Genomic DNA, 16,649 nt, shown 5'->3' on the forward strand with positions numbered 1-16,649 from the left:
TGTTTGAGTCAATACTTGTGTGACTTGTGCTTGCTCGAGTAGATACCACTGTCTTTCTTGGGGTAGCCCAGGATCTATCGGTAGGTAAGCTCCACCAGACATCAAGATGCCTAACACTGCTACTACCTGTTCCCAACCTTTCTCCATGACTACGGCTACCAGCTGATTCGGTTTGACTCCTAATTTCCGCAATCCATGTCCCAATTGATGAGACCTTTGATAGAGTTCCCCATAAGTTAGGCTTTTTTGGGGACTAATAACAGCTGTCGCTTCACTTTGAACTTGTACTTGCTTAACAAACAAACTATGCAAGATATCTTCAGACCAAGATTGAGTCGTCTGATTCACTTGTGCTTGGAGTGCTAGTTGAGCTGTTGGTAATAGTTGGTGGTAAGTCTCCATCCAAGGTTCGTCAGAGGTGGCTAGCTGTTGAAGCAAATCACAATAAGCCTCAAACATTTGCTCGATGAGACCTTCAGGGAATAGCCCTTCCACTGTATGCCAACTAAATGCCAGTGCTCCTTTCTCCTCGGTTACGATATGGTCGAGCAACACTTGAGGCGTTTGAGCTGCACTATACACAACCTCTCCAAAGTGCTCCAAACCGAATCCTCGCCCCACCTCTTCATCAGCCAGAGACTTTAAGCCCAAAGTGCTAGTAAAGACTACCCCCATTGGTTGACTACGCCCTCGACGATAGAGCTCTCGCTGCACTTCTACTCCACTGATATAACGATGCTCTAAATCTTCCCACAGCTGTCTTTGCAGTTTTTGAGCACGACTAATGAATGGAACTGCTTGTGAGTTATCTACCTCTAGTAAGATTACAGAGGTGAAGTCGCCTATGAGCTCATTGACTTGAGGGTGTAAGGGCAAACGGTTAAATAAAGTCAGATTGAGGGTAAACTTTGAACTTTTGCTCCAGTAATTCAAGACAGAGGCAAAAGCACTTAACAATACCCCTGATGGGGTTAAATTTGCTTTGCTCGCCTTGTTTTTTAACTGTTGCCAATCACTCTGAGACAGTTGAGCTGTGTGAGTATTGAACTGAGGATCAGTAATTGCAGAAGTTACTTTCGCTTGGGGAATTTCTGGAGCTGGAGGTAGGTTATCTAAGCGGTTGAACCAATATTGCTGAGAACTGAGATACTGGGGACTATCTTTGAGTTCCAATTCCGCGAGCACATAGTCTCGGAAGGAGATTTCCGTTGCAGGCAGTGAACTCTGTGGATTATTGTACAGTTCTGACCACTGCTTAAATAGAACATAAGTACTCCAGGCATCAAATATTAACATATCGATGCTGGCGTGCAAGCGGAAACATTGTTCATTTAAACGGGTAGCCCGTAGATGAAATAAAGGCCACTGGTTAGTTGGTAAAACCTCATGGGACATCTGATTGCGAATCTGCTCTAGCTCTGAAGCAATCGTTTCAGGAGATTCCTCAGACAAATTTAAAATTTCAATTTCATAGGGAGGCACCTGCTCAAGTATTTGCTGGTTACCGTCAGCTAAAACTACCATCCGCAGCATATCATGGTGGTCAATTAATCGCCTCCAAGCTTGGTGTAAGCTTTCTAAATTTAAGTTTTCACAATCTACTTCTATGTAAATGTGGGTAGCAATATTACCTAGGTCAAAAATTTGATTGCGACCTATCCAATAAGCTTGTTGAATGTCATTTAACGGAAATGGTTGATACCTTTGCTCTGGATGAGGAATCAGGGTAGGAAGCTCGGAAAAGGAATCTATGGGGATGACATTGTTAGCTAAATACTCTACCAAAGATTCTACCGTTGGATAATCAAATAACAGTGTTGAACTGAAGCTTGTACCTAAGTTAGACTCCAATTGATTTTTCAATTCCACTGCCATCAGGGAATCTAATCCTAAGTCAAACAATGGTTGATGTCTTTCTATCTGTTGTCCATCTCTCAATCCTAAAATATTGACTATGGCTGAACTAATTTGAGTTGTTAGTAATTCCTGACGTTCTGAAACAGATGCTGATTTTAATTGTTCTTTAAAGGCAGACTTTTGAGTTAATACTGGTTCTGTTACTTTTACCCTTAATCCCTCTAGTTCTACTAGTACAGTTCCTTGGTTGTCTACTAGAAAAATGTTTGCCGTTAAGTTGGTTTGTCGTATTTCTGCTATAGCCCATACTTGGCTGATTGTTTGGCGATACAGTTTGAATTTTTCTACCCCTACTGGTAGATATATTTTATCTGTTTCTGTGTGTGGTATGGCATACGATACTATTTGGAAGGCTGCATCTAATAGGGCTGGATGTAGCTGATAGTCTGCTAGTTGGGCGGTTAATTCTTCAGGGAAGGCCATTTCTCCTAGGGCTTTTCCTTGACCTTTCCACAACTGCTTTATTCCTTGGAAACTACTGCCGTAGTCTATCCCTTTTGAGCGATATTCTCGGTAATGTTCTTCAATTTCTATTGCTTGACTACACTCAGCTTGGTATTTTTCTAGGTCGATTTTTGCTTGGCTGTTCCTGGTTGGCTCAGTATATATCTTTCCTTGTGCGTGCAATACCCATTGCGGTGTTTGTTGATTTTCACCTTCTGAGGGGCTGAAAATCTCGAACTTATAGCTATTGTTTTCTGCGAAGCTGACTACTGTTTGTACGGTCTTTATTTCGGTTTCTGGTATAACTAAACTTTGCAGTATGTCTACGTCAGAAACGACTACTTGCTCTTGGCTTGTGAATAGACTTTTTCCGGCTGAAGCAGCTATTTCTAAGTAGCCTGTGCTGGGAAATAGTACTTTTCCAAAAACCTGGTGGTGATTCAGGTAACCTGGAGATTCTGCTCCTATGTATGATTGAAAACGATGTTGATCCTCTATTCCCGCTAGGTTAATTTTTTCTCCTAGTAATGGGTGCTGCTCTTTGCCTTTTAACCAGTAGGATTTTTGTTCGTAACCATTTTGGCTAGAAACCCAATACCTTTCTCGTTGGAAGGGATATGTTGGCAATGCCACCTTCTGACGAGCATAATTTTGCTCAAATGCTATCCAATCTACTTTGGCTCCCTCTACATATAACTTTCCTAAACTAGATAGCATCTGTTGGCATTCTTCTACTCCCGGACGCAATGAGGGCAACCAGACACCGATTTTTTCTGGTAAACATTGACGTCCCATACTTAGTAATACTGGTTTTGGTCCTATTTCCAGAAATAACTCGTATCCTTCCTGGTACAAAGTTTTCATGCTTTGAGCAAATTGCACTGGTTGGCGCACATGATTTACCCAGTATTCGGCAGTGGTAATCTGCTCAGTTACCTGTTTGCCAGTGACATTGGATATCAGTGGTATCCTAGGCTGCTCATAGGTTATTTCTTTTGCTGCTGCTTCAAATTCTGCCAGCATCGGTTCCATCAGAGGAGAATGGAAGGCGTGGGATACTTTTAGTGGTTTGGTTGTGATTCCGGCTGATTCGAGGTTAGTTGCGATCGCTTCTACTGCTTTTCCCTCACCAGAAATTACTATGCTTTGAGGTCCATTGATTGCTGCTATGGCGACTTTCTCACTGAGATCTTTTGCTTTCAATGTTTCTAGGACTTTAGACTCTGGAGCCATAGCCCAGAGCATCTTACCATCACCAGGTAATTTCTGCATCAAAGAGCCTCTAGCAGCAATTAGTTTCAAGCCATCTTCTAAACTAAAAACTCCTGCTACGGTTGCTGCTACATATTCTCCTACACTGTGACCCATGACCACATCTGGCTCAATTCCCCAGGATTGCCAGAGTTTAAATAGAGCATATTCTATAGCGAATAAAGCTGGTTGGGTATAAGCTGTTTGGCCTAGTAGGGATGAACCTGACGAGTTTTTGTCTGTTGGATAAAGAATGTTTCGTAATGACGTTTCCTGGAAGGTTTCTACGCTACTGAGAATCTCCTCGCATTGGTTAATCGCTTGACGGAAAGTTGGTGCTTGTTGATACAACTGCTTTCCCATGTTGATATATTGGGAACCTTGACCTGTAAATAGGAAAGCAATTTTGGCTACTGTAGTGTTGTTTAGCAGTTCTCCTGAAGTGATTCCTGCTAATTTTTTTCCCTCTTGGTGTTGTCGGAGTTTTTCGACTAATTCTTGTTGGTTAGGGGCGACAACTGCTAGTCTGTGGGTGAAGTGAGTCCTTCCAGTGCTAGCAGTGTAGCAGACATCGCCTAACCTTAAGTTTGGATTGGTTTTGAGATAATTTTGATAGCTACTAATTACTTCACCAAGAGCTGTTTCAGTTTTGGCTGACAAAGTTAATAGATGAACTGAATTTTCTAAGTAATCTTCGCTGTTACCTGTTGCCTTCCCCCCTTGAGGGGACACAGGGGAGGTTTGCCTGTTGTCTTCTATTGGTGCTTCTTCAACAACAACATGAGCATTTGTACCATTCAAGCCGAAAGAATTCACGGCTGCTCGCCTTGGTATACCTGTTGGCACTTCCCAAGCTTTAAATTCTGTGTTGACGTAGAAGGGGCTATTGGCAAAATCAATGTTTGGATTGGGTTGATTAAAGTGCAAAGAAGGAACCAGTTTTTGATTTTTCAGGCATAAAATTGTCTTAATTAAACTAGACATTCCTGCGGCAGTTGCTGCGTTACCAATATTAGTCTTTACTGAACCGATCGCACAAAATTGTTTTTGAGCTGTCCACTTAGAAAATGCTTCTGTAAATGCCTCAACCTCGATGGGATCTCCAAGAGGTGTTGCTGTACCGTGAGCTTCTAAATAACTTATAGTTTCTGGATTAATTCCAAATTGTTGATAAATATTTTCTGCTAAGCGTGCTTGAGATTTACTACTAGGGGCACTAATTCCATTTGTGCTTCCATCATAATTTGTACCTGTACCCTTAATTATTCCATAGATATGATCTTGATCTTGAACTGCTTGCTCATACCTTTTTAATAAAATTGCACCACAACCTTCTCCCCAAACTATACCGGATGCTTCAGCATCAAAACTTTTACAACGTCCTTCGGGAGATACCATCTGAAACTGGCTCGACAGTACTTGGAAGTCTGGTGTTAGCATGGTAGAAATACCACCTGCGATCGCTATTTCGCTCTCTCCCCGTTTAATACTTTCGCAAGCTTGATGAACAGCTACTAATGATGAAGAACAGGCAGCCTCAACAGCTACCACTGGTCCTTTAAGATCCAGGAAATAGGCTATTCTTGCTGGTAGAACTGACAGCATAGTTCCTGATAGCACCAGTCGATGATGACCGAAACCTGAATTGGACAAAAACTTGATATAATCACTGCTTGCTGCCCCAACAAATACTCCACAGTGTTTCCCCTTGAGAGAATCAGGAGCATATCCAGCATCCTCAATAGCATGGTAAGCTTCCTCTAAAAAGATTCTTTGTTGAGGTTCGATTAACTCAGCTTCTCCAGGAGAAATTTGAAAGAATAAAGGGTCAAATTTGTCAATGTCATCTAAAAAAGCAGCATACTTTGAACAAGCAGTACCTGGATGTTCTGGATCTGAATGATACCAACTTCGTCCTTCCCATCTTCCAGGGGGAGGTTCTGTTACACTATCAACTCCATGCTTTAAGTTTTCCCAAAATTCCTTCCAGTTTTTTGCTCCTGGATATCGACATGATATTCCAATAATCGCTATATCGTCTGTTATCCTTTGATCTGGAATTGATTTAGTAGTTACAGATTCTTTTTGCTGAATTTCTAGTAATAGTTGCTCTGCATCCTCTAAGGAAACTTCACCAGATTGTAATTGATTTAGTATTGCTTCATCCTGATTGCTCTGTCCTTGATTGGGAACGGCAGTGGGTAGATTTTTCTTTGTTGGGGAATTTAGATCTACTGTTTCTAATAAGTTTTGAGCATTTTCTAAGGATATTTCTCCTGAACTCAGTAGAGATAATATTTGCTCTGTTTTATCTGTATTAATTAATTTATTCTGACCATTATTAGGCACTGTTGCTAGTATCTGTTGATCTGTCAACCCCAATAGTAGTTGCTCTGCATTCTCTAAGGATATATCACCGGATTGCAATTGATGTAGTAGTTCTTCTTGGTGACTCATTGACTCTTGATTTGCTTGCTGGGAACTATTTTTTACGCCATTATAGAGCTCTGGCATAGTTACCACTATTTTGCCGATATGCTTGCTATGTTGCAGGTGACGGAAAGCTTCCACCACATCTTCACTTGGAAATACTTTGTAAGGTAATGGCTTGAGGCTACCGGACTCAAACAGCAAGGCTAAATCGTCCCAAAGCTTGGCATGAAATTGTTTATCTCTAACAAATTCATCTGACATATCAAAGGGAAAATACTTCACATCTGGGCGTCTTTGAGAAACTTGCTCATGGCTCCAGATGTTGAGCCTACCAATTTCAATATATCGTCCACCTGGGGCCAGGATATCTATATTTTTGGGGATGTACTCTCCATGAGTCAGGCTATTAAAAATTACATCTACTCCATTCCCCTGGGTGAGTTCCCTTACTTCACTAGCAAACTCCGTGGTTCGAGAATTCATTACATGTTTTATTCCCTGTTCTCGAAGAACAGATATTTTGTGGGGACTAGTCGTGGCAAATACTTCTGAGCCAAAAAATTGAGCTAATTGAACTGCAGCTTGTCCTGCACCTCCCGAAGCTGCATGAATTAATACTCTCTCTCCTGGCTGAACTTTGGCCAAATTATGCAACCCGTAATAGGCAGTGAAAAAAGACATAAAAATAGTAGCTGCCTCTACCATACTCAGATCAGAAGGCTTAGCCAATAAGTCATCCGGTGAGCAGATAACAAAGCTACTGAAAGCATTGCCGGGATAAGCCAATATCACCTCATCGCCGACTTTCCATTGGGATACGTCTGAGCCAACCGCTACAACAGTACCCACACCTTCAACACCAAAGGTGAGATTTTCAGCACTGATAATTCCAGAGCGATATCTTTTTTTGATGTACTCTTGGAAGATACCCAGTACGTTGAGTACTTCTCGAAAATTAACTGGTACAGCTTTTATTTGAACTTCGACTTCAGTGGATTTAGGCTTTCGACGTTCTTGAGGCATCCAAGTTAGATTCTTTAACAAGCCATAACTAGGTATCCTTAACTGAACTGGTTGGGGATTAGGTATTTTTTGTTCTACAGTGCTTTGGATCAAATTGGGAATTACTGTCTCACCAAACTCTTGCTGAATACGACTGGCTATTTCTGGTTGGTTAAAGGTTACCTGGTGTATTTCTAGTTCTTTTTTGATAGCTTCAGGAAACTTGGCTTTAATGTCGGCACTCAAATGTTGTTTGAGGGCGACTAGAGATAATCTAGGGCTCTTGGCTATTTTCTGCCCTAGTTGTTGGGCATAATTTAGGACATCCTGCCTCGATACAACGGGAAAAGGAATACCTCGTTCAGCTAGTTCTTTTCCTCGATAGTTTTCGCCAGTGTAGATCATTTCTTGGGCTAATTCGGATCCTAGCTTTTCCCGCAAGATTAATGATGTTGCTCCTACTGGGGTAAAACCATATTTCATGAAGTTAGTTGCATACACACTTTCTTGGCTAAACACCACAAAATCTGCATACAAACCCAGAAGCAAGCCACCACCAAAACTATGCCCTTGCATTGCTGCAATTATAGGAATTTCGCAATCAAGTATCAACCCTGATAAATCAAGAACTTCTACTTCACCCCTAGTCTTTCTAATTAAATATTCTTTGCTAGCCCCTGATGAAAAATAATTACCATAGCCCGTCAAAATGACTACTTTATATTGCTGATTTTGCGCAACTACACTAAAACAGTGGCGTAAGCCCTCAACTATGCTTGGAGAAAAGCCATTACGACTGCTCTCATCTTTCATCGTAATTTGCACAACACCATTGCCCAACTCCGTCAGTTGTACCACCTCAGAGTTGCTAGTTCCTAAGTCCCGATTCAAATTCAGTTCTGCCATGGGTATACCCCCTCTTTAGCGAATTGTTTGATTTTTGCTTGAATCGTTGGGTCACCTAAGAGGCTGGCAGACTTGTTGGCGGCTAGATTCTGAGTCTCAGCTTGAATTATCCATAACTTATTCATATAGTCTTTTAATTCCTTAACCCCAGATAAGGGTAAATATCTTAAACGGCGAATATATTGACTAATCAACTTATTAGGGTTGCTGTCGTATTCATCGACTAAGCCCCAGTTATAGGCTTCTGAGCCAGAGATTGGTTGAGTTGTGAGGGATAAGCGGTAAGCTTTTTGAAATCCCACTCGACGAATCAGAAAGGGCAAAACGCAAGCGGGTAATAAACCAAATAATAGTTCTGATAACACAAAGGTTACTGTTTCATCAGCAATGACCAGATCACTTGCAGCAACAAAACCCACTCCTCCTGCTTGAACTTTACCACGGACAAGGGACAAAATCACCTTGCTACTTTGGGACATCTGTTTGAGGATGTTGTAGTAGCCGTGAGCACTGATTTTGGTATCCACCAGCTCGCCATTGGCTATTGCTTGAAAATCCATTCCGGTACAAAAGACATCCGGTAGTCCTTCAAGAATCACTACTTTAACGGTTTCTTCGCCTTCAACAGCTTGTAGGGCTGATAACAATTCCTGAGTCAGCTGATCGTTGATGCTATTGTTGGCTTCTGGACGATAGAGCTGAATTCTTTGTACAGCAGGTTGATGATTTATTTTTATGGTTTTGTAATACATATTATAGTGTTCTCAATGGTTTGTCAACCTGGATCATCTTTTTTTTCAGCTATTAGCTATCAGCTATCAGCTGTCAGCTTTTTTGCTCCTATCCCCTGTTCTCTGTTACACAGTATTCATTGTTGCTCATCCAGATAACACACTGATGCAGCTTGGCGTAAATAACCCGTCAGTTTGATATCAATATAATCCTTACTCTATGGACATTTTGAATGCAAGAATTTTGAATTTTGAATTCCGCGCAGCGGCACCAGAGCTATACCCACTCGTATTTTCGGTGGAATTCCTTGATTGCTTTTAAGACTAATCGACCCTTGCCTGCTATTTTTTTCCAGACTCCGGGGAACAGTTGATAGTCCAAGGTGACATTTCTAGTGCCAAAGGCAACTGCACTACTATGATAGAGTAACTGCTCATATTCTTCCATACTTAAAGAATAGCGGTCTGCTAACTGGGCTGATATACCTTGTTGAGCTTGAATTTGCTTCCCTTCTGGAGTCACAACCCCACTATAAAATTCGGAACAACAACCAGAGCCATAGGAAAACATCCCAATTCTGCGAGGGGTACTGAAGTCTCCATTGTCGATGGTACTGGCTAAGGATAAAAACAAAGTTGCTCCCATAATATTGCCTACCTGTTGGCAGTAGACTAATCCCGGCATTACCCTTCTTTGGAAGTCCGCTTCAATCTCTGCAGGTTTAGCTCTTTTCAACCTACGCATCATATTTCTATGAGCGCCTTTAACCATACCACCAAAAGGAGTATGAAAACTCAAATAATCAAAACTTTCTCGGTAGTCTACTCCTTCGACTCGGTTTTGATAATGTCGGTAGGCATTTTCGCAACAGTCTAGGTAAGAAAGCAAGGATAAGTCGGCATCTCCTGCTTCTGAATCGGGATTAGGTCTACAGGTATCCATGACTTCATAACCATAGTAACCGTTGCAGCCTACATCAATTTGAAAAATGTGGGGAGTATCACTGACTAAAAGAGCCACGGCTCCAGCACCACTACTGGGTTCAGCAAAAGACCAATCGTAATTGATTGCTTCTCCTCCCTCGGCAACCAGAAACCGAGAGATATCGGTGGCGATAACTAAGGCTTTGGCTCCCGGAAAGGTTTGGGACAAAATCAAGTTGATTGCCATCTGTAAGCCAGCGGTTCCTGAGTAGCAAGCTTGCTTGAGTTCAAACATGCGGCAGTTACGACTTAAGCCCAAATACTCTTGGATATAGGTGCTCATCGATTTGCCAAAGTCAATGCCTGACTCGCTGCAGGTAATCACCATTTCTATGCGCTGCTTGTCAGCATCACTCAAGCGATCGATGATGGGCTTGGCGGCATTAACCGCATAGGAAACGGGATCTTCATAGGGCAGAGAAACCGCTTTCTCTTTCATCATTAGATTGTCAAAGCGGGAGATATCCAACTGACGCGCTTGTGCCAACTTGCGCAGCTCTAATTGGGCTGCACCTCCATATACACTTAGGGCTTCAATGCCAACTTGTTGCATAGCTTTACTCCTTGCCCAGTAATAGAGCTGTATTGATGCCGCCAAAAGCAAAGCTATTGCTGATGGCATAGTTAATTTCCCCTTGAACAGCAGTTTCTTTGACCCAATTTAGGTTATCATCAATGGGGTCAACCAAATTGTGGGTTGGATGACAAAAACTAGAGTTCATTTGTAATAAAGTAGCGATCGCTTCGATAGCTCCAGCCGCAGTTAAACAGTGACCAGTCAAAGATTTAGTTGAATTAAGGAGACAATGGTCAACTCCTGTGGATTTCAGAGCAGATACTTCCGTATTGTCACCAATAGGGGAACTGGTACCATGAGTATTGACATAATCGATTTGCTCTGGTTTTAAGTCTGCCATAGCTAAAGCTGCACTCATGGCTTGTGCTTCTGCTTTTTGGGATGGTTCAGGGCTACGATTGCCAGCTAAATTTAAGCCCCAACCCAGGAGTTTTCCTTGAGAAAGTACTCCTCTTTGTTGAGCGCTGTCAGCTTTTTCTAAGACTATAACTCCACAACCTTCCCCATAAATAAAACCGTCATGGTTATGGTCAAATGGTCTACAGGCAAGCTCTGGACTATCAGCAAAACGTTCGCTACCCATAGCTCCCAAATTCATTAGTCCCTGACATTCATAGGCACAGATATCAAAGAGACTACCAACGACAATACTAATATCAGTCACCCCCGTTAAAATTTGGCGAGCTCCATGAATGATAGCGACTGCACCACTAGCAGATGCTCCACCTACGGTATAACCTTCTCCTTGAATTGGAAAGCACTGGGAAAGTAAACCCAAGATATCTGTATCCCAAACTGTCAGTCCATAAGTTGGTCGGATAAATTCTGGACGTGATTGATAACGTTGCCAAGTTTGTTGCTGATGGCGTTGTTGCAGATTGGAGCCACCGATTACTAGACCAATACGTTCTGGCTTGACTGGGGCAGAGGTTAGTTTAGCATCTTCCCAAGCCTGGGCAACAGCGAACATAGCAACTTGTCCACTCCAGGTTGCACTGCGTAACAATCCCCTATGTTGAGGAAATAGGGTTCTGACATCAAGCTCTGGTAGTTCTGCACCAATAAATTTTTTACTAGGGCTTTCCCTTCCTGGTCTTTGCAGATAACCAAATTGAGTTTTACCGGAGAATAGGGCTTCCCGGAAAGATTCAACTTCTTGGGCAATGGGAGTGACAATGCCCATACCAGTTATCTTGATGTCATTCATACACTAATACCAATTCCCGCTCCCTAAACAACAAACAACCAACAACAAATATTACAATTTTGCTGCAAATAAATCAGCAAGTTCTCCAATATTTTTAGCTCCAGCCAGTTCAATACGGGGAATATTCAAGGATAGGTCTTCCATCACCATCATGATAATTTCTGCCCGATTAACTGAATCGATACCTAATTTTTTTAAGCTATCAGTAGGTTCTAGGGGAGAATCTTCTAATTCTGGTGCTATTTCACGAGTGTATTTTTTTATTATTTTTAGTACTTGTTCTTTGCTCATATTAACTCCAATTTACTCCTAAACTGTAACCTGTTTTTTAATCTGTTGAACCAGTTTGTTTGCTTCCTGGATAGTCAACTCCTTCTTAGCTACTTTATTAAGAATCGCACGTAAGCGCAATTTTGGATCCATCTCCTCTGATGAATTTACAGGTGAACCGTTATTTGGCAAAGATTCTTGGGGATGACCTCCATTGCCATTACCTTGGAATAATTTGCTACCACCAGTAGCAGCAATTTCCTGGGCAATATATGGTGCCAGCTCTAATAAAGTAGGATAATCATACAACTTGGTGGCTTTGAGGTTTAAGTTGTAGGTTTGATTAATCGTGGTTGTCCATTCCACCCCAACGATGGAGTCTAATCCTAAATCAACAAATTTCTGGTCTTCGGCAATTTCACTCTCTTCTGTATAGAGTGCTTCGGCTAACTGCTGTTTGAGAACCTGCTTGATTTCTGATAGGTTTACCTGGGGTTGAGGCAATGGTTGTAGGGTTTTCAAAGGCTGCTGACTAACCTGGGGTTTTGTACCCTGACTTGCCAAGGTTTGGGCAATATATGCTGCTAGCTCTAATAAAGTAGGATAATCATACAACTTGGTGGCTTTGAGGTTTAAGTTGTAGGTTTGATTAATCGTGGTTGTCCATTCCACTCCAACGATGGAGTCTAAGCCTAAATCAACAAATTTCTGGTCTTCGGCAATTTCACTCTCTTCTGTATAGAGTGCTTCGGCTAACTGCTGTTTGAGAACCTGCTTGATTTCTGATAGGTTTACCTGGTTTACCTGGGGTGTCGGCAGTGGTTGTAGAGTTTTTAAAGATTGCTGAGTTTGAGAACTGGAGCTTATCGGTTTTGTACCCTGACTTGATAAGATTTGGGCGATATATCCAGACAACTCTAATAAAGTAGGATAATCATACAACTTGGTGGCTTTGAGGTTTAAGTTATAGGTCTGATTAATCGTAGTTGTCCATTCTACCCCAACGATGGAGTCTAAGCCTAAATCAACAAATTTTTGGTCTTCGGCAATTTCACTCTCTTCTGTATAGAGTGCTTCGGCTAACTGCTGTTTGAGAACCTGCTTGATTTCTGATAAGTTTACCTGGTTTACCTGGGGTGTCCGCAGCGGTTGTAAGGTTTTCAAAGGTTGCTGAGTTTGAGGAGCCGAAGAGATGCTTGGTGTTTCCTCAAAACTGATAGCTCCAGCTGCCATCCTTGCTGCTAAGGTTTGTTGCACATGAGGAATGTCTCGTAAGTAGGGAGATTTTAAACCTTTCTGGACGGCACGGGAGACCATCACTAGTACACTATCTTTGTTATAACGAGGTAGGGTTTTGTAGTACCTTGAATGCAGTTGAGAGTATTTTGAGAATAAACCCAACCGTTCCTCATCCACCCGCGTGTCATAATCTACCAGTCGAATCACAAAAGCACGACGTAACTTATGTAAGCCAGGTTTTAAGGGAACTGATTGATGTAAGACGTATTTATTGAAGAAAAAGGCATCTCCTAAGTTATACTCGTCTTCTTCATAACCATCTTTAATAGTATAATCGATTACATCTTCGGTAATTTTATTATAAATAGTGTTGGCGTTAGCCACATATTCATTCAAGTCTCCTTGGGATTCATCCCACTTAATATTATTTTTTAAATGTAAGTCAAAAACACTGTAATAGAACTGTCCTGGAAAAATCTTGGTAGATACATATTGCATCCCACCTCGATGTTCTTTAGTTATTTTATCCAAGGGGATCCAGATGGAAGCACCAAAGTCTTCGGTTTTGGTAAAGGAAAACGAACCGACTCCTACATGCCAAGGCAAGCCTTTATGGTTTGGTTCCACCGAAAACAGGGCATTGTGCATGATCATCAAGTTTTTGCCGGTGATGTAATTCAGCAGAGCCAGCTTCTCTTGGATAAAGGAAGAAACAAAATCGTATTTCACCAAGTCATAGGCATGATCATTGGTATCGATATCATCAATCCCTCCCAATTTCAAAGTTACTTTTTCCTTAGATATCTGGCTTTCCTGTTTAGCCTGATCCAAGGTTTTTTGGATAGTTTTTATCGCAGAAAAGTCAAATATTTTTTTGATTTGACAGTATCCCTTCTCTTCATACTCTTGTTTAAGTTGTTCAACTTGTTCCCGGTTCATAGTTTTTGGTTCCTTAGTTGTTTTTTGGTTAATCAAAATATCTTGATGTAGTGCTTTACCCAGGGTTTGGGTAATCTTTTCTGATTCAAGATATTGCTGAGTTATTTGAGCAGGTTCTACCTGAGTCAGTGGCACTCTCAATTGAGCCAATTCTCTTTTTGCTGGTTGTTGTTTAGCTACTGTAGTTTTGGATAAAGATAGTGACGCTGGGTTGGATAATCTCCGTTGTGGTTGCTCTATATCGGGAGCATCCGATTTTTGTATATTTATTGTAGTGCGAGCATCTTGCTCGCTTTCTTTAATTCGCGGTTGCTCTCTTTCTTTAATTCGCGGTTGTTCGCTTTCTTTAATTCCAGGGAGCATCTTGCTCCCACTACTGTTATTTGTGACTACGCTGTTTTTGCTTTGATTGTTGTCAGATGCTACCTGAGGTGCTACTTTTCCGTTTTTACCTTTATTTTTGTACTGTTGCAGATCACTGATCCAATATCTTTTCCGTTGCCAGGGATAGGTTGGTAAAACTACCTTTTGGGGAGCATCATCTGGGTAAAATCCTAACCAGTCAACCTTAACTCCCTGTACATATAACTGCCCCAAACTTTGCAGCATTTGTAACCAGTCTGGCTTACCAGGGCGTAAACTTGGCAACCAGATTTTTTTGCTTCCGATGAGACATTCCCTTCCCATAACGAGTAGAACTGGTTTAGGACCAATTTCTAAAAAGATACGAATATCTTGTTCGGCTAAAGTCTTGATGCCTGCGACAAATCTGACTGGTTTGACTACATGCTCTACCCAATAGTCAGCTGTGGCAATGCTCTTGTCTGCTATGGTTCCTGTGACGTTGGAGATTACAGGTATCCTTGGTTGATGGTAAGTGATTTGCTGGGCTACTGCGGCAAACTCTGCCAACATTGGTGTCATTAAAGGGGAATGAAAAGCATGGGATACCTGCAGCTGCTTCGTCTTAATCAATTTTGACTCTAGTTTTGTAACAATAGCTTGAATCGCTCCTGCTTCCCCAGAAATCACCACACTTTCGGGCCCGTTGATTGCAGCAATTGTCACTTGCTTGGTATGATTAGCGATCGCATCTTTTACCTGAGACTTTGATGCCATAACAGAAACCATCTCTCCACCAGCAGGTAATTGCTGCATTAACCTCCCCCGCAGGGCGATTAACTTCAAGCCATCTTCTAAACTCAAGACTCCAGCTATAGTTGCTGCCACATATTCTCCCACACTGTGACCCATCACCACCTGAGGCTTAATACCCCAAGATTCCCACAACTTGCACAAGGCATACTCTAGGGCAAACAATGTCGGTTGGGTATAGGCAGTTTGGTCTAGTAAATAGGAGTTTGAGTTTGGTGTATCTTGAGGATAAAGGACTTCTAATAACGGACGCTCCAGATAAGGACGTAGGAGTTCATCACATTGATCTAAAACTTGACGGAAAACAGGCTGAGTTTGATACAGTTGCCTTCCCATCTGCACATACTGGGAACCTTGACCAGTAAACAGAAATGCTACTTTAGCTGGACTACTACTATGGGATAGTTGTCCTGAAAATACCCCACTCTCTTCTTCCCCTGCTTGGTATTGCCGCAGTTTGTTGGTTAATTGTTGTGGGTTAGTGGCAATTATTGCTAGGCGATGATTAAAGTCAGCTCTTCCAGTATTAGCGGTGTAACATACATCTGCTAGCTCTAATTCCGGATTGGTTTCGAGATGATGCTGATAACTACTGACTAACTCTTTAAGTGCTTGCTCTTTCTTAGCAGACACAGTTAATAAGTAAGGTGGCTCCTGGCTCCTGGCTCCTGGCTCCTGGCTCCTGGCTCCTGGCTCCTGGCTCCTGCCTTCTGGTGCTTCCTCAACAATGGCGTGGGAATTAGTACCACTAAAACCAAAAGAACTTAAGGCTGCTACACGAGTTTCATCTCCCTCATATTGTTCCCATACCTTACCCTCAGTGGGAATCACCCCAGGAATCCCCGCCAAACTTATATAGGGATTCAACTGTTTCCAATGCAAGTGAGGTGGAATATACTGATTTTGCAGCGATAATACTACCTTAATTAATCCTGCAATACCGGCAGCTGCTTCCGTATGACCAATATTGGTTTTGACTGAACCAATCATCAAGGGTCGATCTGCACTACGATCCTTGCCATACACTGCTTCTATTGCCTTAATCTCCACCGGATCTCCCAAAGAAGTACCGGTACCATGAGCTTCCACATAAGATATCTGGTTAGCCGAAACTCCTGCTACCGACAACGCTCTTTTGAGTACCGCTTCTTGAGCCGATTGGTTAGGTGCTGTCAAGCCATTGCTCGCACCATCTTGGTTAATTGCTGTACCCCTAACTACTGCTAAAATTCGATCATTGTCTGCGATCGCTTGTTTCAAGGACTTGAGAACGACAACCCCACAACCTTCACTCCGCACATACCCATTGGCAGCAGCATCAAAAGTCTTACAGCGTCCATCTGGTGATAACATCCCAGCTTGAGAGAAACTGATACTCAACTCTGGAGACAACAACAAATTCACCCCTGATGCCAAAGCCAATTGACATTCACCATTGCGTATACTTTGACAAGCTAAATGAACCGCACTCAGAGATGAAGAACAAGCAGTATCTACAGTAATTGATGGTCCATTTAATTGGAAAAAGTAGGATAATCTTCCTGCACCGATAGCAGTAGAACTACCTGTAGCAAAATAGATATTTAAATCTTGC

General features: G+C 42.0%; 6 protein-coding genes. All 6 read right to left on the reverse strand.

The features are described from left to right. Positions 1-7,953, reverse strand: a 7,953-nt coding sequence (locus F6K20_RS04640) for a polyketide synthase (RefSeq protein WP_287293910.1), incomplete at its 3' end; no start/stop codon positions are given. Then, the gene (locus F6K20_RS04645; RefSeq protein ID WP_008191806.1) at positions 7,941-8,705 is read right to left on the reverse strand and encodes an enoyl-CoA hydratase/isomerase; all 765 of its coding nucleotides are present in this window, start codon (positions 8,703-8,705) and stop codon (positions 7,941-7,943) included. The genes F6K20_RS04640 and F6K20_RS04645, both read right to left, overlap by 13 nt. A gap of 256 nt (positions 8,706-8,961) precedes the next feature. After that, complete coding sequence (locus F6K20_RS04650) at positions 8,962-10,221, reverse strand: hydroxymethylglutaryl-CoA synthase family protein (protein ID WP_008191809.1); 1,260 nt, start codon at positions 10,219-10,221, stop codon at positions 8,962-8,964. Between the two features lie 4 nt (positions 10,222-10,225). Continuing rightward, positions 10,226-11,452: a beta-ketoacyl synthase N-terminal-like domain-containing protein gene (locus F6K20_RS04655; RefSeq protein WP_008191812.1), complete on the reverse strand. Its 1,227-nt coding sequence runs from the start codon at positions 11,450-11,452 to the stop codon at positions 10,226-10,228. Positions 11,453-11,503: 51 nt separating this feature from the next. Next, positions 11,504-11,743: an acyl carrier protein gene (locus F6K20_RS04660; RefSeq protein WP_008191815.1), complete on the reverse strand. Its 240-nt coding sequence runs from the start codon at positions 11,741-11,743 to the stop codon at positions 11,504-11,506. Positions 11,744-11,761: 18 nt separating this feature from the next. Further along, on the reverse strand, positions 11,762-16,649 hold a 4,888-nt coding region (locus F6K20_RS04665; protein ID WP_287293913.1), incomplete at its 5' end, for a type I polyketide synthase.

Source organism: Moorena sp. SIO2C4 (assembly GCF_010672485.1).
GTDB classification, from domain to species: domain Bacteria; phylum Cyanobacteriota; class Cyanobacteriia; order Cyanobacteriales; family Coleofasciculaceae; genus Moorena; species Moorena producens.